Origin of the sequence: Eisenibacter elegans DSM 3317 (genome assembly GCF_000430505.1) — a bacterium.
Lineage (GTDB): Bacteria > Bacteroidota > Bacteroidia > Cytophagales > Microscillaceae > Eisenibacter > Eisenibacter elegans.
On record NZ_KE387153.1, the window covers coordinates 20,461 to 46,169 of the forward strand.

Consider the following 25,709-nt stretch of genomic DNA (forward strand, 5'->3'; position numbering starts at 1 on the left):
TCTTTCATAAAATATCCAGCAGTGCGTGGGAAATATATGAAAATCACACCACTGGACATTTTTCAGGTCCCACTGTGTGGGCTAAATCTGATTTTACCCCAAAAATAAGGCCTCAGCTTGTCTCAGAGCTACTTTTCCAAAGATATCCAGTGACGTGTGGAAATCAAACTCTACACCTCCTCCAATCAAACTGTAGCTTGGGATAGCTAGCAAAAAAGAAAAAGCTTCTCCAACTGGAAAAGCCCTTTCTCTGAAATCTAAAAACTACGTATTAAACAAGAGCCGTCTGTTATGCGCTTCACAGCTCTATGCTTCGATAGGCTAAATTAGTGTTTTTCTTGAACTATTCATAGTCATAAGCATTTTTTTTGCTAAAAACTAAAAACCAGCTGCGGTATCATCGCCCCTTGGGTCTGCTGCGCCTTCCAACCTACCGTCGGGCAGGCGCAAAATACCCTCTACCCTACCGATGGGTTCTCGGTTTTGGAGGATATAGCCCCTGTCTGTGAGCCTTTGGCGTGTGCTAGGGCTGAAGGCCTCTTCTTCTACAAAAACCACATCAGGCAGCCATTGATGGTGGAACCGGGGTGCATTGATAGCTTCCTGCATACCCATCCCAAAGAGCAGTACATTGGCCGTAACCTGAAATACAGAGGTGGGAATCGTAGTACCTCCTGGCGTACCCACGACCATATACAGTGCCCCGGCTTTTTCGACAATGGTAGGTGTCATCGAGCTGAGAGGGCGCTTGCCCGGAGCGACAGCGTTGGCCTCCCCACCCACAGCGCCATACATATTGGGCACTCCGGGTTTGATGCTGAAATCATCCATTTCGTTGTTGAGCAAGAATCCTGCTCCTGCCACCACTACTTTGGAGCCAAAAGCCCCGTTGAGTGTGGTCGTTACGGAGAGGGCATTACCGGCTGGATCTACCAGACTATAGTGTGTAGTTTCTTCGCTACCCGGCGTAGTAAAATACCCGGCTTTGATTGCTGTCGAAGGTGTCGCATGTAGCGAATCAAAGCTTTGCATCCTGCGCATCAAATAGCCGCTATCGAGCAGGTTGTGTACGGGTACCGGATAAAAATCTCCATCCCCCATATACTCTGACCGATCGGCATAGGCGCGCCGCTCGGCCTCTACCATCACCTGCACAGTATAGGGATGATGAAATCCATAACGTGCCAGCCCATAGGGGCGAATCATCCGCCAGAGCTGTAGCAGTAACAATCCGCCACTCGAAGGAGGCGACATAGATACAAAGCGGTAATCTTCCCAAGTATCTACTAAGGGTGTCCGCCAAACAGGGCGGTATTGACGCAGATCTTCGTGGGTGATGAGTCCTCCGCCGCGCTGCATTTCGGCTACAATCAGGTCAGCGGTAGTGCCACCATAAAAGCCCTCGTGACCGTCTTCGCGAATCCGAATCAGGGTGGCTGCCAGATCGTGGTGATGGAGGGTGTCGCCTGCCTGCCATACACGCTCGGCAAGGTAGGGCGGGCGGGTATTGTATTGTTCAAAAGCCTCTCGGTAGCGATTGAGGCGGGCAGCCTCTTGTGGGGTCAATGCCACACCACGGGCGGCAAGCTCGACAGCCGGCTGGACTACAGTCTCCCACGGCAGTTGCCCATAGCGGGCGTGTAGGGCAGCCATTCCGGCCACCGTACCGGGTACACCAGCTGCCTGATGGCCGTGTTGGCTGCGGTGAGGCTCTGCTTGGCCATCCGCACCCCAAAAAAACTCCCGATGAGCCGCTAGAGGGGCTTTCTCTCGGTAGTCGATAGCCCCTAATTGCCCGTCGGCTAATCGGAAAAGCGCAAAGCCTCCTCCCCCAATATTGCCCGCCACTGGAAAACATACAGCCAGTGCAAACTCTACCGCCACGGCAGCGTCAAAGGCATTGCCGCCTTGTTTGAGAATCGCTAAACCAATGGCTGTTGCGTCGGGGTGTGCCGTTACAACCATCGCCTCGCGTCCATACACCGATTCCTTAGGTGCACCAGTGTGTACCTGAGCAAATAACGCGTTAAAACTCAACAAAAACACGGCGAAACTGCGCAGGCAACAGCAAGTGATAGGGTGTTTTTTTGTCATATACTCTAAGATTGATTAGGCGTTTGTATTATTTTTTGGTCAATATAGCACCCAGCATAAGAATACGGAAATGCTTTGATGCTAAGTTTTTACTATTTGCCCCAAAGCCATCAAAACTACATTGTCTATAATGAATATAAACCCATTTCTTAAGCCACATCCACTTCAGCAATGCAAGTTACTTTGTCATTCCAGTAACACCCCAAATCAAGCCCCTGAATTGTATCTAACTCAGGGATAATTGTATTGATAAAAGTATTTTACAGAAAAGTAGCTCCAAAAATTTCAAGGGCTTGCTTTGTCTTTGAGGAGGTTTTAACTTTGTATCAAATCTCAAACAAGAATTATTCTCTAATAGTACTTTGTCCGAAAATTACGCACAAATCAAGCATCACCTAGCCGAAAAAGGGCTGAAAGTTACCCAACAGCGAATTGTAATTTATGAAGCGCTATGTGCTTTGGGTACACACCCTACTGCTGAAGAATTGTGGGCAGAAGTACGTCCTAGAAATCCTAGTATCTCTTTGGGAACCGTTTACAAGACTCTAGATACTTTCGCAGAAGTAGGATTAATTCAGAAAGTACCGACAGCCAACCATATTGTTCGGTATGAAGCCAATTTAACCCAACATAATCACATCTATTGCACCAATACACAGGAGATTATTGATTTTGAGCACGAAGAACTACAAGCATTGCTGCATTGTTTTTTTGAAAAAAATCGTGTAAAAAATCTACATATAAAATCAATCACCTTGCAAATCAGTGGAGAAAAAATAGACCCTAATGCTAGGGTGCTTATTCAAACTCCCAATGCTTAACATATTCCCTTGTATTTTATCATAACCAAATCATAAAACAACGCTTTATGAGCTTAATCAACAGAAAAGCCCCCGTATTCAGCGCTCCCGCTGTTATCAATGGCGATGAAATCGTAGAAAACTTCTCTTTGACCCAATACTTGGGCAAAAAATATGTGGTGTTCTTTTTCTACCCAAAAGATTTCACCTTTGTATGCCCTACTGAAATTTTGGCTTTCCAAGAGAAACTGGCCGAGTTTGAGAAACGCGACGCTGTCGTGATAGGCTGCTCTACTGATACTGAAGAGACACATCTTGCTTGGTTGAGCACTCCTAAGCAAAACGGTGGTATTCAAGGTGTTACTTATCCTATCGTAGCAGATACTGCTAAAACTATCGCCACCAACTACGGTGTTTTGGCCGGTGATTATACTTATGACGAAGAAGGTAACTTCGCTTTTGAAGGTGCTCCTGTGGCCTTCCGTGGTACTTTCTTGATTGACAAAGCCGGTGTGGTGCAACACTGTGTTATCAATAACCTACCCCTTGGCCGCAATATTGACGAGGCCATCCGTATGGTTGATGCACTCCGCCACGTAGAAGAAAAAGGTGAAGTATGCCCCGCAAACTGGTCTGAAGGTAAAGAAGCAATGCAAGCTACCCGTGATGGTGTTGCTACTTATTTGTCTAACAACTAAGCCCAGCACAAAAATACAAACAAGAAACTCCTCGGCTGCCTTTTGGTCGAGGAGTTTTTTTGAGCAAAAATAAAAGCCCGATGCAACCAGAATACGCAGATCTGCGTCTAAACACTAGACTTGCATCTACATTACAACCATATAACATATGACATTATGAGACAGCAACAAAACCACTCTTCAGCACAAAATTACAGTAATACGCCTCTTCACCAAAGCTATAGCAAAGGCTGGCTCAAAGCACAAGAGGTTTTCACCCAAATGTTTGATGAGCACTATCCATTATTCCAACCCAAGAAAAAACGACAATAACAAAGATAGCTACCGTCGCTTGTGAATCTGACACAAGCGACTTTATTTTTATACTCAGATTTACTCGATGCACAAGGATTTTCAATCCTACACCCAAACGGCAAAAATCTCCTTTTCTTGGTGCTGGATTAGTTCTTCGCGCCAGCTGGGCTTCTGCCGGTCGTCGAAGATGAGCAGGTAGCCACGGTCTACGCTGTGTTTGTCGAGGTAATCGGCGAGTTGGTTGAGGCCTTTCTGGTGTGCTTTGTCGCCGCGCCACAGCTTCAACTCGATGATGTATTTGTAGTGCAGATAGGTAGAGTTGGTTATTTTTGGCGCTGTATTGCTGCTTCATAAAACTTTGAAACTTGCGCAGCACCCGTTCCAAATCCAAGGCACCGTCGTCGGTGAGGAACTGGTCGCCAAAGTTATATTTCTTTTCATCAATCATTAACTGTAGTCTCTTGGCAGTCATATAGTTATAAATACACTGTTCATAGATGCGGTTGTGAATGGCAAGGTTATGATAATCGCGAAAAATCCCATAAGTCCGGCCTAGTTGCGCCAAAGGCGCATCGGGGTTGTAAGGAATGACCTCGCCTTCTACCAAAACTCTGTACACCAGATTGTAAAGATTCTGGTTATTTTCAAGGTTTTTGATAAGGCTGTCGAAATTGGTATTACGCTCCCTAAGCAGCAGTTGCACGCTGGCCTCCACATCGGCCAAGTCCCAATAGCTACGGTCTTGGCGCTTGGGTAAAATCAGCTCGGCGATGTTTTTGCAAAGCTTCGAAACCAAGAAAGGATAGCCCGACGTGTGGTAATAGAGCCGCTCGGCGATGGCCTCAAAGTCCATCGATACGCCTTCGGCTTCGCTGTATTGGCGGAGCATATAGGCAATCTCATCGGGATAAAACTCCATCACGACATTGAAGTCGGCAGCGATATTCCAGGGGCTGTTTACCTATGCATCATCGGGGTTGCGTAGTTTGAACTTCAAAGACTTGATGTCGTGTACCCCCGCCAATACGATGCTGTGGAAGGTTTGATGCCGTGGCTGATGGCGGTGCAAATACTTGTGGCGCAACATTGCCAGAAGCAACAAAAAAGGTTCGTAGTTGCTGCTGGCATCTACCTCATCGACCAATAAAACCAGCTTCTTATCGGTTTGTCGGGCAATGCCTGTAATGCGCTCCGAGAGGTCGTCGAGCGTCTGTACAGGAGCCAAGTTGGCAAGTATTTCCTGCGAGAAGCCGCCTTGGGGCTGGCTCAGCGCTGCTTTCAATTCTTTGAAAAAAAACTGACTGAAGGTGTCTGCCGAAACATATACTGATTCACTGAGACCCTGAAAGCTCATCAATAAAGGAATGGCCTTTGGTTCTTGTTCCAATAAATAATACAATGAAAAAAGCATGGTCGTTTTGCCGTACTGCCGTGGGCGGTTGATGACGAAGTAATCGCCAAACTCCACCATTTGAAGGATACCTGCAAAACGGCGACTGTCATCCATCATATAATGCTCCTCTGCATTGCAAGAGCCGGTAATGTTAAATCGCTTTCTCATTGGTTGGGGCTTTACAAATTGATACTAATGTGGTGTTTGTAGACAAACACCCGCCTGTGCGGGGCGGGTGTTATGGCTATTTTCTGTAAGGAACTAGGCAGAGGTGAGCCAATCATTGTCGCTCAAATATCCAAAACAGAGATAGGGGCTTTCCGCCCATTGGGGCGGCAGGGCAGGCTGTGCGGGCGCTGCCTCTAGGGTGGCTTCGAAACGCTCTTCAAACAAGGCTAGTTGCAATTGTAACTGCTGTAGCTGCTGCTCAAGGCGCTTTTGTTGGTTGCGCTTTTGCTGGGCATTGTCAATGACCCATACCTTTTCAAAAGCACTGTTTTCTGTCATCATCTGATAAAGAGGGTTTTGTGGAAAATAAAACCAAGGGTATTTTGTGGTAAATCAAAAATACGGAAAAAGCGCCGGAAACACAAACTCCGAAAAGCAGCAGCTAAGTTTGCGCGGTACACTGTATTTTTAACCCAAAATCTTTATATTTATCCCAATAACCCAACAATAACCTACTATATGCATACGTCCTTACCCAACACGCCTGTCCGCATTGCCGGAGGACAAGGCTTTTACGGCGATAGCCCCCAAGCGGCCATTGCCATTGCCAAGGCCAAAGCCGCTGACTATATTATGATGGATGCTCTGGCCGAACTGACCCTGTCGATTCTCCAAAAAGACAAACAGCGCGACACTGGCGCAGGATACGCCCGTGATATCGACTTTTTGGCCAAAAGCCTCTACCCATTGGCCTACCGCCAAGGAATCAAGATTGTAAGCAGTGGCGGTGGCCTGAACCCTTGGGGCGCGGCAGAGCGTGTCGTCAAGACGATGCGTGCACAGGGTATCGAAGGGTTTCGGGTGGCTGTTGTTACGGGCGATGATTTCAGTGCTCGTATCGACGAACTACGCCAAGGTGGGGAGCTTTTGCAGCACCTAGACTCAGGAGAGCCTTTTGACCCCGAAAAATACCGCCTTACCCACGCCAACGTATACACCGGTGCCGCTGGGGTGGCCGAAGCCCTCAGCCAAGGGGCTGACCTCGTCCTGACGGGGCGCGTGGCTGACCCTGCCCTCGTGCTGGGTATCTTAGTACACCATTACGGCTGGACGCTAGACGATGCTCAAGCACCTGCCGAGCTTGACTTGCTGGCTGCGGGAATCGTAGCTGGGCACGTAATCGAGTGTGGTGGCCAAGCCTCCGGAGGCAACTCCTATGCCGAGTTCCCCCCCAACTACTCTCTCCACAACCTTGCCTATCCCATTGCCGAAATCTGGCCCGACGGGCGCACCGAGTTCACACGCCTCACTAGCCAAGGAGGCAAGGTCTCCCGCAATACCATCCGAGAGCAATTGGTATATGAAATACACAATCCGGCGGCCTACATCACCCCCGACGTAACCGCCGATCTGACACAGATACAGCTCGAACAAATAGCCCCCGACCGGGTACGCCTAACAGGCGTAAAAGGTAACCCACGCCCCGAAAAACTCAAACTCGCTATGGGCTACGAAGCTGGCTACTTGAGTGAACAACTGCTTTTCTTTACTGCCCCCTATGCCGTCCAAAAAGCCCGCCTGTGGGAAGATGCTGTGCGCCAAACTTGGGTCGGATTGCCGATGCTGCAAATCACAGAGGCACAGTTCCAATACATCGGTATCGACGGCATCCACCCGGGCGCGCTGCCCCCGCTCAGCCCCGAACAAGAGACTCAACTCCGCGAAGTAGGGCTACGCATCGCCATCCGCCATCCCGACGAACAAACCGGCAAGCAGGCCTTTCAGGCTACTACCTGCCTCGGCCTCAATGGCCCTCCCGGCGTATGTAGTATGCCCGGCTGGGGAAAAATCAACCGCCAACAACTGGCCCTCTTCCCTACCCTCATAGACCGCCGCTGGGTGGCTACTAAGGTGGAGATGATGAGTACTTAACAATACACACACCAGTGTTGGTTGAGAGCAACCTCGATGAGTTACTTATCAACCCAACTGAGGGTATACACACAAAGGCCAAAGTAGTGGGGATTTTCACTTTACTTTGCGTTCTTTATATCATTACTATCTACCCCTCCCTCAAAAACTGTGTAGGGACGTGTTTGGTGAGCCACACACCATTTTGGGTGCAGTAGAAGAGGTGTCCGGCGGCGTGCATTTCTTGGGCTAGCACTACAAAGACATAGGGCTTACCGTGTCGTTGGCCTACGTTGTGGGCGGTGGCGGGGTCGGGGCTGAGGTGTACGTGGTGTCGTTGGCCTTTGTGTATGCCCTCGCGCCAAATGGCGGCTACGTGTTGCTGTGCTGTGACGTGGTAGAGTATTTCGGGAGGGCTTTGGACCTCGTAAGCCAAGTCTACCGAGATAGAATGTTCTTGGTTGGCCCTGATTTGGGTAAAATCTTCACTAAGGGCAAAGCGCTTTTTGGCATTGGTGGCTACCACTGTTTTGAGTAGGTCGAGGTCTATATCAAAGCCTTTTTGACGCATGGCTTTTATCAGCGGGGCTACCTCTGTCCAGCCTTGGGGTCGAGGGTGATGCCGATAGCTTCGGGTTGGTGACGGAGTACGAGGCTTAGGAACTTGCTTATCTTGGTCGAATCGTGTTGATTTTTTGCTTTCATATCGTTGGTTGGGTGTTGCTAATGGTATTGGGCATTGTTTGTACACACTGGTATTTTGGAAACCTCACAGCTCAAACTACAAGCCAAATTTGTAAAAACCTCACGCTGCCGGCTATTTTCCAAATCCCACCGTTATACCCAATCACAATTGGTTTGGGAAATCTGCGCACTGAAAATCCTTGATAATCAAGGAAATCAAACCCTGTGAATTTTGGTATAAACCTATGGGCAAGGAGAATGGGAGAGCAGTTCCTTACAAGATGGTGAGGTATACCAAAACTCGCTCTTCGTAGCTCAAAAATCGTGGGCTACTCGCTCTACCATCGAAAACGAGTTTGGCCCTTTCAGCATTGCCAATATTATTGGCAACAGCACTATCATCATCATCCGCTACCTCGACGCTAAAAAGTTAGAAACAGAGGATGAGGGCTTCGTAACTACTTGGAAAAAAGTACGCTAAGTAACAGCGGTCCGCCAAAGTCTTTTCCCAGGCTTGGTACTTCACTTTTAGGTGGCTACTAGGCGTGGGTTATTTAATTTGGGGGAGGTCTCTGCGGCGTCTGTACTTGCTGAGACGGATACGTACTTCGAGCAGGTTGTGTATTTTTTCGATAAAGATGATTTCGGCATCAACCCTCACACCGCTGTTAAGCCTAGCGCCTACATCCATCGCAAGGTCTGCATTGATGTAGCCGATTTGCTCTCCACTCAGGCGGCAGACCATCACGGCATAAGAATCCTTGGGGTTGTTGGGTTCAGGGATGAGCAGCAATTTGTCGCCGGCACGGCATTTGGCGATGATCTGTTGGCGTGGTATGTTGGTGTGGTCATTGTTGTACTTCACCCCTACCACAAAAGTCTCTTCCATATCTACCACTTCGCCAGTGTGTGCGCCAAATTGCGCCAAGTAGCGCTGCCAGTTTTGTTCTTCTTTGCTGGCTTTGTTGGGGAGCTCTTTTTTGGGCTTGGCTCCTGCCTTGGCTGCTTCAGGCTTTTGGTTGCTGAGTATCGCGATAAGACCAATGGCCAAAATAAGTATGAGGGCTAAGATTAACATAATAATTTATACAAGCCATTAAATCGCCGAGCTGTTTATGTTTTGGCAGACCATTAATTCACTATCGGAGCGTTGTGTGAAGCCATATTGCTCAAAAAAATTAGCCATAATAGAAGGCTGTTTTACCCAAGCGATAATGGCCTGAGGGTGAGCATTTTTCTCTAGGTAGCTTAGTAAATACGCCATCACCATTTTGGCCAATCCCTTGTGTTGAAAGTCAGGATGTACGATTACATCTTGCAAGTAATAGTACAAACTGCCGTCGCCCACGATACGCCCGCAGGCCACGGCTTGATCTTGGTGGCGGATGCAAATACCGAATATAGTTCCTGCAAGGGCTTTTTCGACGAGCAGGTCAGGGAGGGTTTCCCAGCCAACGAGCTGCCTCAGCTCTTGGAATTCTGCTATTGAGGGGGTTGTTGGGTGAATGGTCAAGTTTTTCATACTGATTCGCGCTTTGAGGCATTCGTAAACTTATACTTGCCTAAAGTTACGCATAAATCCGGTTTAAGGCAATGTGTACACGCCTCAAAAATGCGGATAAATATACTGTTCGAACAATTGGCGGATGCGTCGGCGCTTGGGTAGCCACCAGATTGTCCGTAGCAGTGCGTCATAGTCTTGGCGAATGTCAATCCGGTAGGGTGTATTTTGAGGCGATACGGCCTGTGCAATCCAAGTAGAGTGTAGCGTAAAGCCATACTGTAACTCAGGGTGTCCTAATACTGCAACCGGCCCTTGGCTGAGGTTGGCGGCATCAAATAGCCACATTTCGCAGCGATAACCTTCCTGTTGATTGGGCAGGCGATTTACCATAGTACAGAGCAAGTAGCCGTCTTGTGCGGGGTCTACCCCTTCCGGTAGGGCTCCTTGGCGTTTGCGTGGGATAAACTGCACCGAAAACATATTATAGTCCGCTGGGAATGCATAAAAATCTGCCACTTGCATCGAGTCCGTATCTACCCTAATCAAGTTATAGGGCACACCTTTTCGGGTATATTCTAACAAACGCTCAGGTGAAACTAAGCGTTTGGGATGATTTTGGTACAATCTGTATATGTATCGGCTGAGGGTGCGATGGTCTAACGCAGTACTGACAAGATACAGTTGTCGGATAGCGTCTACCTGTTCGTCTGGAGCAATCATCCCACGGTAGGTATACAGCCCGACAGACCAAGTATGCTTGCCATCGGGGTCGGTGGCTTGTTTTTCGGGGTCTAGGGGGACGTGGAGCAGCTCTTGTTGTTTGATTTCACCAGAGGCAGCATCGATGACAAACTTGCCGATACGCCCCATATCCATAGCGCCAATAGCAAACAAACTCATCATCTGTTGTTCTATCGGTTGGCCGTCGGTTGCTTGTGTATCATAGGGGCGTAGCCACTCTGCAGCACAGGCAGCGGTATTGTGGGCGGCATAGAGGGTAATTTGATTGTTGGGGTTGGCGTAATTACAAGAGAAGTGAATGGCCTCCAGGGGAACGGGTGTTGGCATTTTACGTGCTTGGACGGTAGCGGCATTGCTCAGTTCGCTGCGTTTTACGAGGTAAATGTCCAAATAAGGCAACATCGGCGCTCCTATCAACTCTCGGATGAATCGGTCTATTCGGGGGTTGTGTGGGAAGGGATTGTTGATGAGGGTATCGAGGGTGAACTTAAACGACGAATCGGCCAAGAGTACATAATCTTCTGTGATGCCGAGTTGGTGCATACACTGTTGGATGCGGAGATCCTTGCCCTCTGTGTCGAGCACCCGCCATTTTTGCAGGTTTTGGTCTTGACCATTCCAACGCATCAGAAATACTTGGTCAGGAGGCGCTGTAGTATCTATTGCTTTGATACCCAACTTGCTAATAAGACTTCTCAACCAACCGCCTATGCCTTTTTCGCTACGCGCCAGCAAGCGTGTGAGGGCTTGTTGGGCGGTCTGTTTGTCTTCGGTGCGGAGATATTCTTCGGCAATCTTATCCAATTCCTCTTCGCTACGCGTGGCATCGAGCAAGCTGTCGCCCAAGAGTTGGATAGAAGAAAGCAAGGTTTCCATCGACTTGGTATAATTGACCATAAACAGCTCCCGTGTTTTGGGGTCAAATACTGGGTGAGCTGTAGACTGCGCCAAGGGAAAAGGAAAGCGTAAGAGCGGTGGGGTGGCAGCCACCCACTCCGTATTGAGGCCTATGGGTGTGATGAGCTCTAGGCTCTGCGGATCAAACTCAAAGGGCCGCCCTACATCGTAGGTAGCCAGTAAGCGTGGGCTTGACTCGCCCTGGCGCTGAAACGGAATGACTGCCGTGTTGAGCATATTGCGCGCTCCCAAGATGGGGGAGAGCCGGGCAATACCCATATTTCTAAAAAAGTAATGTTTGTAATGTTTCTCGTTGGCCAAAGGCCCCGTACGGCAGGTGGCTTCGTCGGCATAGTAACAGGGTGTCTTGAGGAGCTTGGTTTGCAGCTGTGCTTGTCCGGGAGTGTTGAAGTCTATTTTATAAATCATCCCATCGCCATTCATCAACGGAGTAGCATACTCTCTGTTATTAGTACCATCAGGGTATTTTTCGGGATATGGCAAGCCCTCGGAGTTGACCGAACCACTAGGGGCTGCTAAATATACAACTCCGTACAAATCCTCTGGCATTTGGCCTTGGAGGATATTGAGGGTAAAGTCAGTCGCATTGCGCGTACCGAAGATGAACGGGCGAAAGTTGGGGTTGGCGGTCATTGAGGTTTGGAGCTCAGGTATGTATATATGTAAAGAAAGTGAAATGTTCTCAAAGCATCAAACAAACTAGCGCAATGATTGAAAATAATTATCACTCTACCACAGTACTAGGTATTTTCAGTTTTTTGTGGGCACTTTGCTCATTCCGCTCCCTCCTAATACTCGATGTAAATTTGGTCACAAAGCACGCAAAAGAGCGCTAAAAATCAGTAACTTTTTGTAGCTATATACCATCTTGGGGTACACAGCTTAATGAACCAGTACCAAACTAGAAAATATACAGTGTAGTAACTTCTGAAGCTTACTCGATGTAAGCAGCCTCATTTTATGTGTTTGCCTCAAAGTGTGGGTATATATGTTCTTCAAATAACTGTTGTATCCGGCGGCGTTTGGGCAGCCACCAAATAGACCGCAGCAACTCGTCATAATCGGTTCGAATATTAATTTTGTGAGGGTTGTTTTGGGGTGATTCCGTGGTCGCTATCCAGGCTGAGTGTAACGTAAAACCATAATGTAACTTAGGATGCCCTAAGACAGTTACCGGCCCTTGGGCAAGATTGGCTGCATCAAAAATCCATATTTCCGAACGATAATCGTTTCGATTATCTTCAAATTTTTGCCGCAAAGTACACAACAAGTATCCGTCTTGAGCCAAGTCTTCATCAGATATGTTGAAAGTTGTTCTATATCGAGGAACAAACTGTAAAGAGTACAAATTATAACTTTTTGGAAAATTATAGTGATCTTGGATTTTCATATTGCCTGTATCTACCCTCAACAAACAACATGGGATTCCTTTTTTAGTATAGTCTAATACTCTTTGTGCTGAAAGTAGCCGATTGGGATACTCTTCATATAAATCGTATATATACTTGCTCAGTACTTGTTCATCTAAGCCTGCACTAATAAAATACAGTTGATGAATTTTGTTGACATTTTCTGCTGCATCAAGCATTCCTCGATAAGCATACATACTCATAGCCCAAGTATGCTCTCCTTTTTCTCCTATTGGCTGTTGCTCGGAGTTGAGTGGTGCTTGTAGTAATATTTGTTGTTGGATTTCGGCCTTTTCGGCATCGATTATGAATTTACCGATACGCCCTAAATCCATAGCCCCAATTGCAAGCAAGCCATGTAATTGTTTGTCTATTGCTTGCCCGTCAGTAGCCCGCACATCATATGTTCTCAACCATTCTGCTGCGCATGCAGCCGCATTATGAGAGGCATAGAGTGTGATTTGACCATTGGGGTTGGCATAGTTACAAGAAAAGTGGATGGCTTCTAGCGGAATAGGCTGCTTGAGTTTACGCGCCTTTACGGTATCATTGGCAGGGTTGAGCTCCGCTCTTCTGACAAGGTACAGATCTAAATACGGAATCATTGGTGCACCCAGTAGCTCCCTGATAAATCGGTCTATATCTGGGTTGTGTGAGAAGGGATTGTTGACCAAGGTATCTAGCGTAAATTTAAAGGAAGAGTCAGCCAACAAGACATAGTCTTGTGTGATGCCTAGCTGGTGCATACATTGCTGTATTTTCAAATCACTCCCCTCTTCATCTATCACGCGCCATTTTTGCAGTGTTTGTCCCTGGGTGTCCCATCGCATCAAGAATACTTGGTCGGCCAGTTTGGCTGACCAAGTTCCTAGTTTGATACAACTCAAGGTTTTGAGTACTTTGGCAATCAGTTTGGCTGCCCTTTGGGTACGATGGGCTTGTTTTAGGAGTTTCTGTGCTGCTTTTCTCCGTTCATGCTTATTATCATAGCAATGCGCTATTTCGGCTAGTTTTTTTTCAATGCCCTCTTGTTTGACATCATTGATATACCTGAGTTCTAAGACAGCAAAGATATTCTCCATCGACTTGGTATAATTGACCAAAAACAGCTCGGAGGTAGCCGGGTCAAATACCGGATGTGCAGTGGTTTGTATCAAAGGAAAAGGAAATCGCAACATTGCCGGAGTGGCGTTTACCCAATCAGCATTGGCTCCTATAGGGGTGATGAGTTCGAGTGTTTTGGGGTCAAACTCGAAAGGCCGACCTACATCATAGGTTGCCATCAATCTTGGGGTGGTCTCACCCTTACGCGTAAACGGGACGACTGTCGTATTGAGCATATTGCGTGCGCCCAAGATAGGCGAGGGCCGAGCTATGCCCATATTCCGAAACGCATAATGCTTGTATTGTTTGCATTTAGCGAGCGTCCCCATACGTCCAGTGGCCTCATCAGCATGATAACAAGGTGGCTTGAGCACCTTGGCTTGCAGGCGTGCTTGTCCGGGAGTGTTGAAGTCTATCTTGAGAATCATCCCGTCGCCATTCATCAGGGGCGATGCATATTCTTTATTGGCCGTACCATCCGCATAGGTTTCGGGATAAGGCAGCCCGCCGGAGTTCACAGTTCCGACGGGAGAGGTGATATACACTGCCCCATATAAATCCTGAGGCAATTGCCCTTTTAGGGGGTATAACACATAATCTGCATCATCTCTTCTAGCAAAGATGAATGGGTATGTTTGAAAGTTGGTCGTCATTTTTGGTGTCAATAATCATTATTGATACCAAAAAAGCAAAATAGTTTTTAAACTTCAATACATAAGTCAGATTTTTATCGCACCTATACTCTAAATCCAATTATCAGTATATCATCCAGTTGCGATTCTTTCTTGCCTGAGTGTTGAACCCAATGCTCAAGATGTTCTACCAAGCTGTCTTTTTGTTCTATTACTGGTTTTTGGTGTATTTTTTGAAGTAACTCTCTAAAACCTTTGGAAGTAAGCTTTCGACCATTAGGCCCGCCGAATTGGTCTTGGTAGCCATCGGAGAAAATGTAAAAAGTAGTGCTAGGTTGAGGCACAAGAGGTTCTCCTAGCGATGGGTCTCCTGAAAGAGAAAACACTGTTTGCACAAACTTACGCTCTTTGTTATTACGCTCCCACTCCCCTCCTATTGGGCTTTTGTCGGCTTTGTATACCAACATTTCACCGTTGTGGGCAATCAACAAAGGATTCTTGGCTCCGGCAAAAGTAAGGGTGTTTGCGTGATGATCAATTGCTATAAGGGCAATGTCCATCCCATCACGGTTTTTATTTTCTTCTTGGTGCAAAGCCTGCACAATGCCTTTGTGCAGCTCTTCTAAAATCAATCCGGGAGAGCTAATGCGGCGCTGTATCACGATTTCGGTCAGCAAACTACTGCCTATAAGGCTCATAAACGCGCCAGGTACGCCGTGCCCCGTACAATCTACTGCGGCTAAGAAAGTGATGCCATTGACGTGTTTCATCCAATAGAAGTCGCCCGATACCACGTCTCTTGGTTGAAAGAGTACAAATGACTCAGGCAGGTACTGTGCCAATTCTTGTTTGGAGGGCAAAATAGCTTGTTGGATATTTTGAGCGTAGTTGATGCTAGCCTTGATATCGCGTGCTTTGATTTCGATTTCGTTTTTCTGTTCTTCGATATAGTCTTTCTGCCGCATCACTTCTACAGTACGCTCTTTTACCTTTTCTTCTAGGTTTTCATAAAGCTGTGCATTTTCGATAGAAATTGCAATCTGAGAGGACAACAGGGCTAGCAAGTTGGCTCTGTCTTGTGAAAAAACACCAGTATTGTGGCTGTTTTCAAGATACAAAAGCCCTACTAACTTCTGTTGTTTCAGCAGTGCAATCATCATCACCGACTCCGGTCTATGCTCTTGGAAATACGGGTCTTTGCTGAAGAGTTGGTTCTCGTGTGGGCGAGTCAATATAGTAGGAGGGGCGGTACTGTTATTACCTTGTAGCCGAAGGGCATAATTAATCAAGCTGTCAGGCAGCAGATTTTTAGCCTTGCGCAAGGGTAAATTCAGCAACTCATCATCTGTAGTGCTCTCTTGATTCATATTGCTGATGGCTTCCAAAAACAGTCCTGCATCTCCTTTTGAGATAATCAATGCTCCTTTGTCTGCTCCGGCATTGGCTATTACCATCCCAAGCATCTTATATACCAGTTGTTGGTATACTATTTCTTGCGATATTATCTGCGAACTCTTGATGACAACTTCTATATCTAGGCGTTGCAGCCCACCCGAAGACTTCGAGTCTTCGATGTTGCTGTGTTGAGAGCTGAACTCGCTGGCTCCCATAGTCGTCTTTTGAACCTGAATAGTCTGTCCGTTGCCTGCATCTACAAAGAGCTGTTTGAACTCATGTTCGAGCAGATAGGTCTTTTTCTCCGCCCCCCAAAGGCCATAACTACGGTAAGCTTGTAGGATGAGCAAATCAGCCAGCGTATTTTGCCCGGTCTTGAGGTAAAATCTCGCAAAGGCCTCTTGTATGAGTGCTTGGTCATTGCGCATTTGGTGGTCGTTGGCTAACTGTAGGGCTTGGTCAAACAACCGGGCTGTTTGGTATGTTTTCCCAGCTAATTGAGCCAACATTGCTTGTACAAAAGTGGCTTTTTGCGCATATACTTTGGGGTTATGAACAGCCCACTTTTGCAACATTTTCAGTGATTTGACAATAGCCGTTTTATTGCTCCCGGCCTTCGATGGGTTATGAAGACTCTCTTGCGCCAAAATAAGCGCTTTGAAGTAATAAAAGTGAGTTAAAAATGTAGTGCCTGCGCTGGCATCCTTGATAACCTCTGCCTTGGTGATGTATGACTTGCCGTCTGTGTGATTATTGAGCAAAACAGCTTCAAGTAATTTAGCCACATATGTTGAGAACAGGCTTGTTTTGTCTCCCAAAGTGATGGCTTTATCAATATACGAGTCCTCTGTCAGCGGGTGTCCTTCATAGGTTCTCAAAAAACCTTCATCACCAGACGCTTTGGCATATAAGAAACAAGCAACTAGGTGATTGTCATGTTTGGCCGGCTGCTTTAGTTCATTCTTGACCACCAGCTCTTGCGCTATAAGGCGCTCTTTTACTTTATTCAGCCCTGCCCCTGAGAATATCAGCGTACCTATACCTACCACAGAAGACAGCATTGCAAACTCAAAATCCCCGCTTTGCATGGCTTGGATATGGGTTTGATGTAATTCTTGGGCGACTTCGGTCAGGGGGCTTTTCCAGTGATTGACATTACACCCCCACACAAAACTAAGGCGGCTGGCGATATTGTCAGACTTGAGCTGGTAACGCAGCTCTACAGCGACTTTTCCTAGCTTATAGCCTCCCTCGATATCATTCAAGACCCCTGACTGTATCAGGGCGAAAGAAATGTAAGAATATGGTGAAAACAGGTTGTGACCGTTATGGTAAGCGGCTTGGGCTTGTGTTGTGATGATTAAGGGCAGGATATCCGGATTAACAAAATAGGCTGCCGGGCTAATTGTTGAAAGCAGGCGCTCGATGGCTATGTGTAGCGGGTTGTCTGTTTGAGGGCGAGTGAGAAGCTTTTCGGGTTTACTCAAGAGCGATTTTGTACGCATCACCTGCCAAATAATTTGCAATTTGGAAGGTTTGCGCGGTATTTTGATATTAAGCAACAACAAAGCCTCCAAACCTACATCAATGGCCTCCAAAAGTTTATTCTGGGCTTTGAGGATGGCTAAGTGTAGCTCATGGACAGCGACCTTATCGAGTACATTTTGGGTTTTGTGTAACAGATTTGCCACTTCGTGCTCTACGTTGGCAAAGTCGCCAGTAAGGTAGCGCGCTTGCAGGTTGGCCAAGGCCAATGCTAGGGTCAGAGAATAATGCTTTTGCCAACCATCGATTGTATGCATGAGTCTGACTCCTTCCTTGGTATAGTACAGTGCCGGCTCATACGCAGCCGAGGCGCGTGCCTTGGTTCCAGCTTGCAGGTTGAGCTGGGCTACCCGTAGCTTTTCAGCTGTTGTTTGCAACAGGGGAATACACTTGTTGTATTGGTTGACCAACTCAAAGAGATGGGTTTCGAGATACTGCTCACCGCCATACATTTCCCACAACACAGTGGCTAGGCGCAGGTGTTGGTCTTGCTTGGCCGCCTCCTCACTTACAGATTCATAAAAAGCCTGCCGTATGCGGTCGTGCGCAAATTTGTACTGTGTATGAAAGCGCTCTCCCGTATCTACAGGTATCAGCATCCCCTCCTGAAGCGCTGCATTGAGGGTCTGATTGATGGTCTTGAGTGGTAGCGACTCTAAGGTAGAAAGTACTTTGATATCAAAGAAATTGCCCAGACAAGAGGCGTATTGCAACAGGTGTTGGGTGTCGATGGGTAATTTCTGAATTTGGCGAAGCATCAGCTCTACCACATTATCACTTACCTGAAGTGCCTGTATTTTGCTGTTTTCCCAAATCCAGCAATAGTATTGTCCGTTTTGCTGGTATTCGCTACGCAAAATACCTTCTTCATACAAGTATTTCAATACCTGTATCACAAAGAAGGCATTACCCCTGGTTTTGGCATAGATATATTTGGAAAGCTGCTCAAAGTCTTGAATATCTCCCATAAAAGCCTCTCGGATGATATTGGCCACGTCTTCCTCCGAGAGGTTTTGGAGCTTGATTTCCTTGATATTAGGCCTGGTAGCGTCATCCAATTTGGCCAAATCACCCAAGAGTTGGGCAAAAGAATGTGTAGGGCTGACTTCGTTGTCGCGATAAGCTGCAATGACCAACAAAAACTTGATGCCAGGGTCAGTGAGTAACTCTTGCAACAAGGCAATAGAGGGCAGGTCTGCCCATTGCCAATCATCCACAAAGAGAATCAAAGGAGGAGACTTTTCGGCTACACACCCAATAAAGTTTTTGAGAGTATACAAAAAGCGGTTTTGTGCTTCGTTGGCCTCTACTTCGGGTAGATTGGGCTGTTTGCCCAAGATACTCTCTGTAATGGGCGAAAGCTCTGTGATTACTTTCCCCGAACTTCCTACGGCGGCTTGTAGCCTTGCTTGCCATTCTTGCAGCCTTTCTTCTGGCTCTGTCAATAACAGCTCTGTAAGTTGGTTCAAGACCTGTTGCCAAGCATAATAGGGAACATCTCGCTGAAACTGGTCAAATTTACCCTCCAAGAACACGCCTCTAGCCTCAGACATCGGCTTGTGTACTTCTGCTACCAATGCAGATTTGCCCACACCTGAAAGTCCATTGACCAATACGAGGGGCTTTTGTCCAGTCATACTTTCTTGGAAGCTTTGCATCAACAAATCAAGGGCTTGTGCACGGCCGTGTAGCTTCTGAGGTACAACAAAGCGTGTCGAAATATCGCGCAGACCCAGTTTTATTTCCTGTGGGTTGATGCCCTGTGTAGTATATTGTTTAGCCGTTTGTAAATCGTGCATTAGTCCGGCTGCTGATTGATAACGGTCTTCTGCGTTTTTAGCCAACAGTTTGGCAACAATTTCCGACAACATTCGTGGCACATCGCTACGATGTGTTTGGACGGGTGGTGGCGCTAAGGCCAAATGGGCATGCACTAGCTCTATCGCAGTGGTGTACTCAAAAGGCAGGCGCTGGCTGAGCATCTCATAAAACGTAACCCCTAGGCTGTACAAGTCGCTGCGGTGATCAACCATGCGGTTCATCCGCCCAGTTTGCTCAGGAGCCATATAAGACAGTGTGCCTTCTAAGCGTTGCGGGTTTCCTAGGTTTTTGGATTTCAGGCTGATACGCGACGACATCCCAAAATCGATTACCCTGATTTCACCGGTTTCGGGATTATACAGGATATTGTTTGGATTGAGGTCTTTGTGGATAATTTGTGACTGATGGATAGCTATCAGGGCATCGGTTATTTGCAAGGCCAAGTCAAAAAACTCTGCTATCGAAAGACGCTTCTGGGAGAGGTGTTTCTTGAGCGATAAACCTTCAAAAAAATCCCTAACCAATACGGCCTTGCTTTCGTGTTCTAAGAGCGCTATGGGGCGCAAGAAAAATGAACCCTCCAGGCTTTTCATCGTCTGATACTCTTCATATAAACTTGAGGAAGTATCTTGATAGCTACCCTCTAACCTGCTTATTTTCAAGATTACCCGCTCATCCCCACTAAACCCTTCTGCTATTTGGGTATAGTTGCCTTGCTGTAGATACTCCTTGACCTGATAACCTGCGATTTGCATAAACGATGATGTGGTGCGCGTTGTATAACTTACTGTTTGTCTTTATAATAAAGCGCCCCTGAGAGCTACAAACGAAAAAACTTGTTTTATTCAACTATTAGTTTGGTTATCCGTTGTGTAGGTAGGTTGCTTTAGGTATTGAGCCTGTTTGTCAAATTCAAATATACTATTGCGAAATGATGTTTTGTCATAAAATCTACCCTATCTTAAAAACACCCCCAATATTGTTACAAAATATCACTATACCGTTGGTGTTTTGTCTTCTATTCTTGCTTGGTCAAATGCCACTTGTTGCCCAAAAAGTGATTCTCAAAAATACGACCAAAAACTATCCTGACACTGCCGTTTCTCTATATCAGGTCAAATTTAAGCCTGAAGTGTCGCATTTCAAGCTCTTGGTACACGAAGAGCGCAATGATTTGATACACCTTGGCTATTTATTGGAAGATTTATGTGAATGGCCACCTTTCACCCACTTACACCTCATCTTGCAGGTAGCAATACCCGACAGCAATGAAAGTGTTCGGCGTGACATTCGTAAGAGTATTCAAGAACATCTGCATAACCTACAAGTCTGTACAGCAGTTCCTAGTCTGCGTAAAGTGTATATTTGGGTCGACAAACGGCTGTACCCGTCGACTAACGACAGTACAACCCGACAACATACACGCCGCTACCTAATGGCTGTCAAGGCTACCCTTGGCAAGGACATACAAGCCCAACTACCCCAAACAAAGGTTTATATTCACCTCCTCCCTTAAGCAATGTGCCGATTTTGTGCTGCCTTCCTATTTCTGAGTACTTGCCTTATGGCTTGCCAAAACGATACGCCGGTACACACTGCCCCTGCCAATTTCGAACAAACCTTAGATTATTTCTTGGAAGTAGCCCTAGGCAGTGAGTATGGCGATACCCCCCAAACGCTCATTCGTTGGGAACAAGCCATCCTGATTGGCGGGTATGAGTACCTACCGATACATTTGCAGCCCACGCTCGACAGCCTAATAGCAGAGCTGAATGGGTTGATTGACCTGCCGGAGGTGAGGCTCCAAAAATGTCCTCCTGACCTGCCGGCCAATTTACAGCTCTTCACGGGCAGTGGCAAAGCTTTTGCCAAACGTTTTGAACTGCCCAAAAGCTTTATCAAATATAATAGAGGGCTTTTTGCAGTCAGATATGATATGCAAGGATGTATCCAACAAGGAGGTGTTTGGGTAGATACCGAACGCCTCACGGATCCAGTGGCACAAAGACACCTCCTGCGCGAGGAGCTCACCCAAGCCCTGGGGCTGATGAAAGACGCAGACCGCTACGCAGGAAGTATTTTTTATGAAAAATGGACGCTTACCCAACACTTCACCAACTATGACCGTCAGCTCATCCGATGGCTCTATGACCCACGCCTACAGACAGGAATGGACGCGGAAGCCATCAGGAATGTGCTCGGTAAGGCTGAGTAAGTGTCGAGATGGGCTACTTAAGGGCGCTAAGCGACAATACTCCAATGCTGCGTTCGTGTAACGACCCAAAGTAGAGTGTATCCCCTCGGCGGACGATATTGGTCAGGTTGCCATACTTACCCGACGTATCATAAAGGGTATGCTTTACCTTCCCTTGTGCGTCTACTGCGATGGCCAGCGCCGTATTGGTAACTTTGGGCTGCAAAAAAGTCGGCAAACGATATACTACTTTGCGCAACATAGGCGATGGCAAAATACGGTCAAGAATGGCATTGCGAGGGTTGTACAGGGCTATCCAATACAGTCCTTGCCCATCGTAGAGAATGCCATCGGGGAAGCCCGGCAAGTTATCGAGCCAGATTTCGCTCTGTCCTTTTTTATCACCCTTGAGCCAATATTTACGAACTCGATAGCGGAGCGTTTCGGTTACAAGCAGGTAATCTTCGTCAGGACTGAGTGTTACGCCATTGGCAAACCCTAATTCATCCAGCAAGACCTTTGCCATCCCAAGCTTAGGGTGGTAGCTGAGCAAGCGCCCATGCAGTCCGCTTTCGAGAGGGTAAGCCACCTTGTCGTGGTAGGCAAACTTGTATGAAGCATCACTAAAATAGACCGTTCCATCGCGGGCTATGTCGAGGTCGTCAGTAAATTTAAAAGGCAGGCTATCTGCGGTATTGGTCAAGAGGTTGAGCTGCCCGCTACTAGGGTCTAAGCGCAACAATCCCTTATATGCATCGGCGATATATAGTTGCCCCTTCGCATCAAAGCGTAACCCTAGTGGTCGTCCTTTGGTTTTGGCAACGATTTTCGATTTACCCGTTTGCGGGTCTATGGCCATAATGCGTCCATCTTCCAAGCCGGTATACAACAGGCCGTCAGGGGCAAAATCTATGTCTTCAGGCCCTACTCCATCGAGTTCGATGGTTGTCAACGCGGCCAAGTCGGTGTGGGGTTGGTAGGGGGCTTCTGAGAGCGCCGGAGCCGTGTCAGGCTTCCACACCACAGGTGTGATGTTTACGGGAGCAGCCAAGAGGTACAGCAGACCAAGGGCTGACAAGGCTAATAAAAACCATTTGAAATAACGCATAGTAGGGGTTTGTTAGTTGTTAGTTGCTTACAAGATGCGTAAAAGTTTTGACGCATCCAAACACAACCTCTCTCTCTGCTACACGTAAAGCAAGGGCATCTCACTCTCACTAAGTACCTCTAGCCTATGTACCGCAAAAGCGCCTATATTGCTTACCGTTACACTCTTGGTCTATTGATATTCAGCAGTTTTTGTAATGTCTCACACCGCTTATCCGGAGGTTGTGCTCTTGCGCTCCCCAAGTAGCCAACACATACAAGGCGACAAAGTCAACCCCAAGCAATCAAAAAAACAAGTTACAACACGCCATCAAAAGCGCACCCGTCGGTATCGGAACAATTCCTTTTGGTCGTTGCTAAGTGTTGTGTTTCTTTACTCATTTTTTGGTGGTATTATCTTAAGCCCATTGCTCCTATGGCTGCTCTATCCCCAATTTGCCCTGTGGATGATGCTCGTTGCCAGTGCGCTGAGTATGCTGTTTGTAGGCTTTTTTGTTTTACGTGGGGGTTTGATACTTCCCACACTTGGCTCTGGGTAGTTAGTCTGTTGCTGTTTGTGGGTAGTTTTGCCGCTTGGATTACCTCGATGGTCATCACTGCTTTCTATATCCCAATGGCGCTATACTTGGGTGCTATTGTTCTTGGCTTGATTAGGTATTTTTCAAATCCGACCGTTAGAACTATGGGTTAAGTCTCATTTTGCCCAAAAAATAAGGCCTCTGCTTGTCTCGAAGCTGGAACACTAGGCTACTTTTCCAAAAACGTCCCGTGGCGTGAGGGAGGTCTCAAAACACGTAAGTAAACCACTGATTATCAGGGTTATTACCCCAAAATCAAAATTGATTTTGGAAATATGTCCACTGAAAACCCTTGAGAATCAAGCAAACCAAATCCTGTCAATCCTCAAACCTTGTGAGTCTTGGCTGGTGTACATCGTATTTTTGAGACCTAGTGTTTTGTGATACACCATTATTCTGTATGGTGCGCCTTCGCTTCTGCTTGGAGCAATCGCTCTATGGGTTGTGTCAGGTCGTAGTTGAGCAACACCACTAGGGTATCGGCTTGTAACACAGGAGTGTTTTGCCCGGTATGAATGCCGCTGCGGGGGTCTATAGGCAAGCTTTTGGGCAATGACTCTAGGGTATCAAACCATCCTTGCATCTTGGGTTTTTTGCCGGAAGCTTCTTTAGCGCGCTCGTAGTCAGGGATACCATAACCTAGTAGCGAGTCAGGTTTTTGGGCTTGGCTGCCGCTTCGCCGCAAGATGTCAATCACCTCCATATTGTTGAGCTTGGGATAGGCTTGCCATAGGCTTGTGGCAAAGCCTGCCATCAGTGGGCTGGAGAAAGAAGTGCCGTTGGAGACCGTTACGCGGTTTCCGGGAGAGACGACCGTGGTTGCCGCGCCTTTGGCCACTACATCAGGCTTGGTGCGCCCGTCGGGGGTATTGCCTTTGGAGCTAAACTCGGCATAGCTGCCTTTGCTGTCTACAGCCCCTACAGTGAGGACAGAGTCGGCATCGGCGGGAGCAGTGATGTATTTCCACTTGCTCCGTCCTTCGTTTCCGGCGCTGGTTACGACGAGCATTCCGACGGCGGCGGCCATATCGGCGGCTTGAGTAACATAAGCCGTGTTGCCATCCATCTGCTCATAAGTGTAGCTCATCGATTTGTCGTCGAAGTTATTGTAACCCAATGAAGAGTTGATGACATCGGCTCCGGCGCTGTCGGCGCGCTCGGCAGCCAACAGCCAGTTAAACTCCTCAATACGATACTCCGACGAAGCATCCTCTGTACGGTAAAGCAAATAACTTGCCTCGGGGGCTGTGCCAATGATTTTGCCCGGGTCATAGGCCGCCATAGTAGAGAGCACCTTGGTGCCGTGGTCGCCCCCTTTACCATACACATATCCATTGTCTTCGACAAAGTTGTAGGTATCCAAAATACGTCCATTGACAAACAAATGACGCATAGCATCAAGTTGGGGAAGATTTTCAAATCCGGCATCAAACACAGCTACAAGCATCCCCTTGCCTTTGAAGCCCTGTCGGTGCATTTCGTGTGCGCCCAGCTGTTGAATTTGGTTGAGCGCCTGACCATAGTCTTCGTCAGCTTCTATCTTGATATTGATGACTTCGCCGCTGGGCAACTCCACTGGGGGGGCTGTTACACGGGTATGCCCAGGGCCACTGGTAAGCGGTATGAGTTCTTTGACAAAAGGCAGCTGTCTGACTTTCTCACGTTCGATTACGTGTACACTCACCACCACTCCATTCATCCATCGAGAGCTATACCATACCTCTGCGCCGGCCTCCATTACCTTCACCACATAATTTGGATTCACAGGCAGGTCGCGCTCTGTCAGTTTGATACCCTGCCGCTTGCGGCGCTCCAGCGAGCGATCCGAAAGATAGGCTTTGGCTCCTTTGCGTGAGAGGCTGTAGGGAGAGTCTTTCTTGTCGGTAAAGGCTACAAAGTATTTGGCTACATTATTCTGACGTTGGGCCTTGGCGGCTACCGGACTGATAATCAGCAAAAGTAGGACCCAATATAGCGGTCGGTGTAGTGGAAAGTTTGCCATAGGTAGTTACTTTTTGGGTATAGGTGAATCCAAAACTAATAATATTATTGCCAATGCAGTCATTGCCTTGGCAATAAAAAAAGCGCTGCAAGGACTTTTCAACCAAGCCCACTCCTTGAGCATAAATCTCATAGGCACGGTTCAGCTCTACCAAGCTAGAGTCGTTGGCTTGTTCTACTTTGAGGGTGCTTAAAAAAGGTTGATTGTTGATGATGCGTTCCTGCCCCAGCTCTTTGACAACATATTGTTGTGAACGCAGGGCATTGACTTGGTTCCCATCCCAAGTAAGGCCGTTGCGAGGCGGAAACACAAGGCGTATGTAAGGGATGTTGTTTTCGGTACGGATGTATTGCGCTCCTTCGATGCGGGCAGTCCATATAGAGTCAATCCGCCAAAACTGCTGTGCATTGGCACGGCGGTAGCGTTCTATCCGGTAGCTTTTACTCCCTTGGATATTGGTAAAAGTATCCACCACTATCTCTCGCAACTGAAAGCGCTGTACTTCGGGGGCATCGAGCAAGAAAAAATCTACTCGCTCTACTTCATAGTCTACAAAATTACCGACTTCGAGCGCAGCAAAGCTCTGCCCTGTTTGCTCGGGGGTGGGCATAATGGTAGAGGGAATACAGGCTCCTACCAAGCCGGTCAGCAGTAATAAGGGCCAATATAGCGGCCAAAAACGGTTTTTATTTTCCATACAAATCTTATATTGTTGAC

Annotated in this window: 18 protein-coding genes; 5 read left to right on the plus strand and 13 right to left on the minus strand. The window is 47.4% G+C overall.

Annotated features, from left to right (window positions below):
- Positions 1-378: 378 nt before the first annotated feature.
- Entirely contained in the window at positions 379-2,094 is a 1,716-nt protein-coding gene (gene ggt / locus G499_RS0113705; RefSeq protein WP_027000415.1) for a gamma-glutamyltransferase, read from the minus strand.
- Between the two features lie 362 nt (positions 2,095-2,456).
- Between ggt and G499_RS0113710 the strand changes: the two genes are divergently transcribed.
- The gene (locus G499_RS0113710) at positions 2,457-2,915 is read left to right on the plus strand and encodes a Fur family transcriptional regulator (protein ID WP_027000416.1); all 459 of its coding nucleotides are present in this window, start codon (positions 2,457-2,459) and stop codon (positions 2,913-2,915) included.
- 47 nt (positions 2,916-2,962) lie between these two features.
- Positions 2,963-3,592 (plus strand): peroxiredoxin, encoded by a 630-nt coding sequence (locus tag G499_RS0113715; RefSeq protein WP_027000417.1) that lies wholly within the window; start codon positions 2,963-2,965, stop codon positions 3,590-3,592.
- A 253-nt stretch (positions 3,593-3,845) separates the two neighbouring features.
- Here G499_RS0113715 and G499_RS22145 read toward each other — a convergent pair whose 3' ends face one another.
- The 3 genes from G499_RS22145 to G499_RS0113730 all read right to left on the minus strand — a co-directional run bounded on the left by G499_RS22145 (position 3,846) and on the right by G499_RS0113730 (position 5,789).
- Positions 3,846-4,808 (minus strand): hypothetical protein, encoded by a 963-nt coding sequence (locus G499_RS22145; protein ID WP_211231625.1) that lies wholly within the window; start codon positions 4,806-4,808, stop codon positions 3,846-3,848.
- Between the two features lie 39 nt (positions 4,809-4,847).
- Positions 4,848-5,447: a DEAD/DEAH box helicase family protein gene (locus G499_RS22150; protein WP_051296263.1), complete on the minus strand. Its 600-nt coding sequence runs from the start codon at positions 5,445-5,447 to the stop codon at positions 4,848-4,850.
- Positions 5,448-5,540: 93 nt separating this feature from the next.
- The gene (locus G499_RS0113730; RefSeq protein ID WP_027000418.1) at positions 5,541-5,789 is read right to left on the minus strand and encodes a hypothetical protein; all 249 of its coding nucleotides are present in this window, start codon (positions 5,787-5,789) and stop codon (positions 5,541-5,543) included.
- 177 nt (positions 5,790-5,966) lie between these two features.
- Between G499_RS0113730 and G499_RS0113735 the strand changes: the two genes are divergently transcribed.
- Positions 5,967-7,379, plus strand: a complete 1,413-nt coding sequence (locus tag G499_RS0113735) for an acyclic terpene utilization AtuA family protein (RefSeq protein ID WP_027000419.1) — start codon at positions 5,967-5,969, stop codon at positions 7,377-7,379.
- A 130-nt stretch (positions 7,380-7,509) separates the two neighbouring features.
- Here G499_RS0113735 and G499_RS20075 read toward each other — a convergent pair whose 3' ends face one another.
- The 6 genes from G499_RS20075 to G499_RS0113770 all read right to left on the minus strand — a co-directional run bounded on the left by G499_RS20075 (position 7,510) and on the right by G499_RS0113770 (position 19,866).
- Positions 7,510-7,929 (minus strand): RNA 2'-phosphotransferase, encoded by a 420-nt coding sequence (locus G499_RS20075; RefSeq protein ID WP_245576744.1) that lies wholly within the window; start codon positions 7,927-7,929, stop codon positions 7,510-7,512.
- A 663-nt stretch (positions 7,930-8,592) separates the two neighbouring features.
- Positions 8,593-9,120 carry an HIRAN domain-containing protein gene (locus G499_RS0113750; protein WP_027000420.1) on the minus strand — a complete coding sequence of 176 codons (528 nt, stop codon included), beginning with the start codon at positions 9,118-9,120 and terminating at the stop codon, positions 8,593-8,595.
- Positions 9,121-9,138: 18 nt separating this feature from the next.
- Positions 9,139-9,564 (minus strand): GNAT family N-acetyltransferase, encoded by a 426-nt coding sequence (locus G499_RS20080; RefSeq protein ID WP_051296264.1) that lies wholly within the window; start codon positions 9,562-9,564, stop codon positions 9,139-9,141.
- Positions 9,565-9,648: 84 nt separating this feature from the next.
- Positions 9,649-11,838, minus strand: a complete 2,190-nt coding sequence (locus tag G499_RS0113760; RefSeq protein ID WP_027000421.1) for a carotenoid oxygenase family protein — start codon at positions 11,836-11,838, stop codon at positions 9,649-9,651.
- A gap of 325 nt (positions 11,839-12,163) precedes the next feature.
- The gene (locus G499_RS0113765) at positions 12,164-14,371 is read right to left on the minus strand and encodes a carotenoid oxygenase family protein (RefSeq protein ID WP_027000422.1); all 2,208 of its coding nucleotides are present in this window, start codon (positions 14,369-14,371) and stop codon (positions 12,164-12,166) included.
- An 83-nt stretch (positions 14,372-14,454) separates the two neighbouring features.
- On the minus strand, positions 14,455-19,866 hold the full coding sequence (locus tag G499_RS0113770; RefSeq protein ID WP_027000423.1) for a trifunctional serine/threonine-protein kinase/ATP-binding protein/SpoIIE family protein phosphatase: 5,412 nt from the start codon (positions 19,864-19,866) through the stop codon (positions 14,455-14,457).
- Between the two features lie 281 nt (positions 19,867-20,147).
- Between G499_RS0113770 and G499_RS0113775 the strand changes: the two genes are divergently transcribed.
- Positions 20,148-20,627: a hypothetical protein gene (locus G499_RS0113775; protein WP_154658464.1), complete on the plus strand. Its 480-nt coding sequence runs from the start codon at positions 20,148-20,150 to the stop codon at positions 20,625-20,627.
- A 48-nt stretch (positions 20,628-20,675) separates the two neighbouring features.
- Complete coding sequence (locus tag G499_RS0113780) at positions 20,676-21,326, plus strand: DUF2927 domain-containing protein (RefSeq protein WP_161627758.1); 651 nt, start codon at positions 20,676-20,678, stop codon at positions 21,324-21,326.
- 13 nt (positions 21,327-21,339) lie between these two features.
- Here G499_RS0113780 and G499_RS0113785 read toward each other — a convergent pair whose 3' ends face one another.
- The 3 genes from G499_RS0113785 to G499_RS0113800 form a co-directional block, all read right to left on the minus strand.
- Positions 21,340-22,413 carry an SMP-30/gluconolactonase/LRE family protein gene (locus G499_RS0113785; RefSeq protein ID WP_027000426.1) on the minus strand — a complete coding sequence of 358 codons (1,074 nt, stop codon included), beginning with the start codon at positions 22,411-22,413 and terminating at the stop codon, positions 21,340-21,342.
- Positions 22,414-23,381: 968 nt separating this feature from the next.
- Positions 23,382-24,992, minus strand: a complete 1,611-nt coding sequence (locus G499_RS20085) for a S8 family peptidase (protein WP_081413810.1) — start codon at positions 24,990-24,992, stop codon at positions 23,382-23,384.
- The gene (locus G499_RS0113800; protein ID WP_027000428.1) at positions 24,901-25,689 is read right to left on the minus strand and encodes a hypothetical protein; all 789 of its coding nucleotides are present in this window, start codon (positions 25,687-25,689) and stop codon (positions 24,901-24,903) included. The genes G499_RS20085 and G499_RS0113800 overlap by 92 nt, the downstream gene beginning before the upstream one ends.
- Between the last annotated feature and the right edge of the window lie 20 nt (positions 25,690-25,709).

Excerpts from the sequence above, each read along its gene's own strand:
- ggt (WP_027000415.1), bottom strand. The coding sequence starts at position 2,094 with ATGACAAAAAAACACCCTATCACTTGCTGTTGCCTGCGCAGTTTCGCC.
- G499_RS0113715 (WP_027000417.1), top strand. The coding sequence starts at position 2,963 with ATGAGCTTAATCAACAGAAAAGCCCCCGTATTCAGCGCTCCCGCTGTT.
- G499_RS22150 (WP_051296263.1), bottom strand. The coding sequence starts at position 5,447 with ATGAGAAAGCGATTTAACATTACCGGCTCTTGCAATGCAGAGGAGCAT.
- G499_RS0113730 (WP_027000418.1), bottom strand. The coding sequence starts at position 5,789 with ATGATGACAGAAAACAGTGCTTTTGAAAAGGTATGGGTCATTGACAAT.
- G499_RS0113735 (WP_027000419.1), top strand. The coding sequence starts at position 5,967 with ATGCATACGTCCTTACCCAACACGCCTGTCCGCATTGCCGGAGGACAA.
- G499_RS20075 (WP_245576744.1), bottom strand. The coding sequence starts at position 7,929 with ATGCGTCAAAAAGGCTTTGATATAGACCTCGACCTACTCAAAACAGTG.
- G499_RS0113750 (WP_027000420.1), bottom strand. The coding sequence starts at position 9,120 with ATGTTAATCTTAGCCCTCATACTTATTTTGGCCATTGGTCTTATCGCG.
- G499_RS20080 (WP_051296264.1), bottom strand. The coding sequence starts at position 9,564 with ATGAAAAACTTGACCATTCACCCAACAACCCCCTCAATAGCAGAATTC.
- G499_RS0113760 (WP_027000421.1), bottom strand. The coding sequence starts at position 11,838 with ATGACCGCCAACCCCAACTTTCGCCCGTTCATCTTCGGTACGCGCAAT.
- G499_RS0113765 (WP_027000422.1), bottom strand. The coding sequence starts at position 14,371 with ATGACGACCAACTTTCAAACATACCCATTCATCTTTGCTAGAAGAGAT.
- G499_RS0113770 (WP_027000423.1), bottom strand. The coding sequence starts at position 19,866 with ATGCAAATCGCAGGTTATCAGGTCAAGGAGTATCTACAGCAAGGCAAC.
- G499_RS0113775 (WP_154658464.1), top strand. The coding sequence starts at position 20,148 with ATGCCACTTGTTGCCCAAAAAGTGATTCTCAAAAATACGACCAAAAAC.
- G499_RS0113780 (WP_161627758.1), top strand. The coding sequence starts at position 20,676 with ATGGCTTGCCAAAACGATACGCCGGTACACACTGCCCCTGCCAATTTC.
- G499_RS0113785 (WP_027000426.1), bottom strand. The coding sequence starts at position 22,413 with ATGCGTTATTTCAAATGGTTTTTATTAGCCTTGTCAGCCCTTGGTCTG.
- G499_RS20085 (WP_081413810.1), bottom strand. The coding sequence starts at position 24,992 with ATGGCAAACTTTCCACTACACCGACCGCTATATTGGGTCCTACTTTTG.
- G499_RS0113800 (WP_027000428.1), bottom strand. The coding sequence starts at position 25,689 with ATGGAAAATAAAAACCGTTTTTGGCCGCTATATTGGCCCTTATTACTG.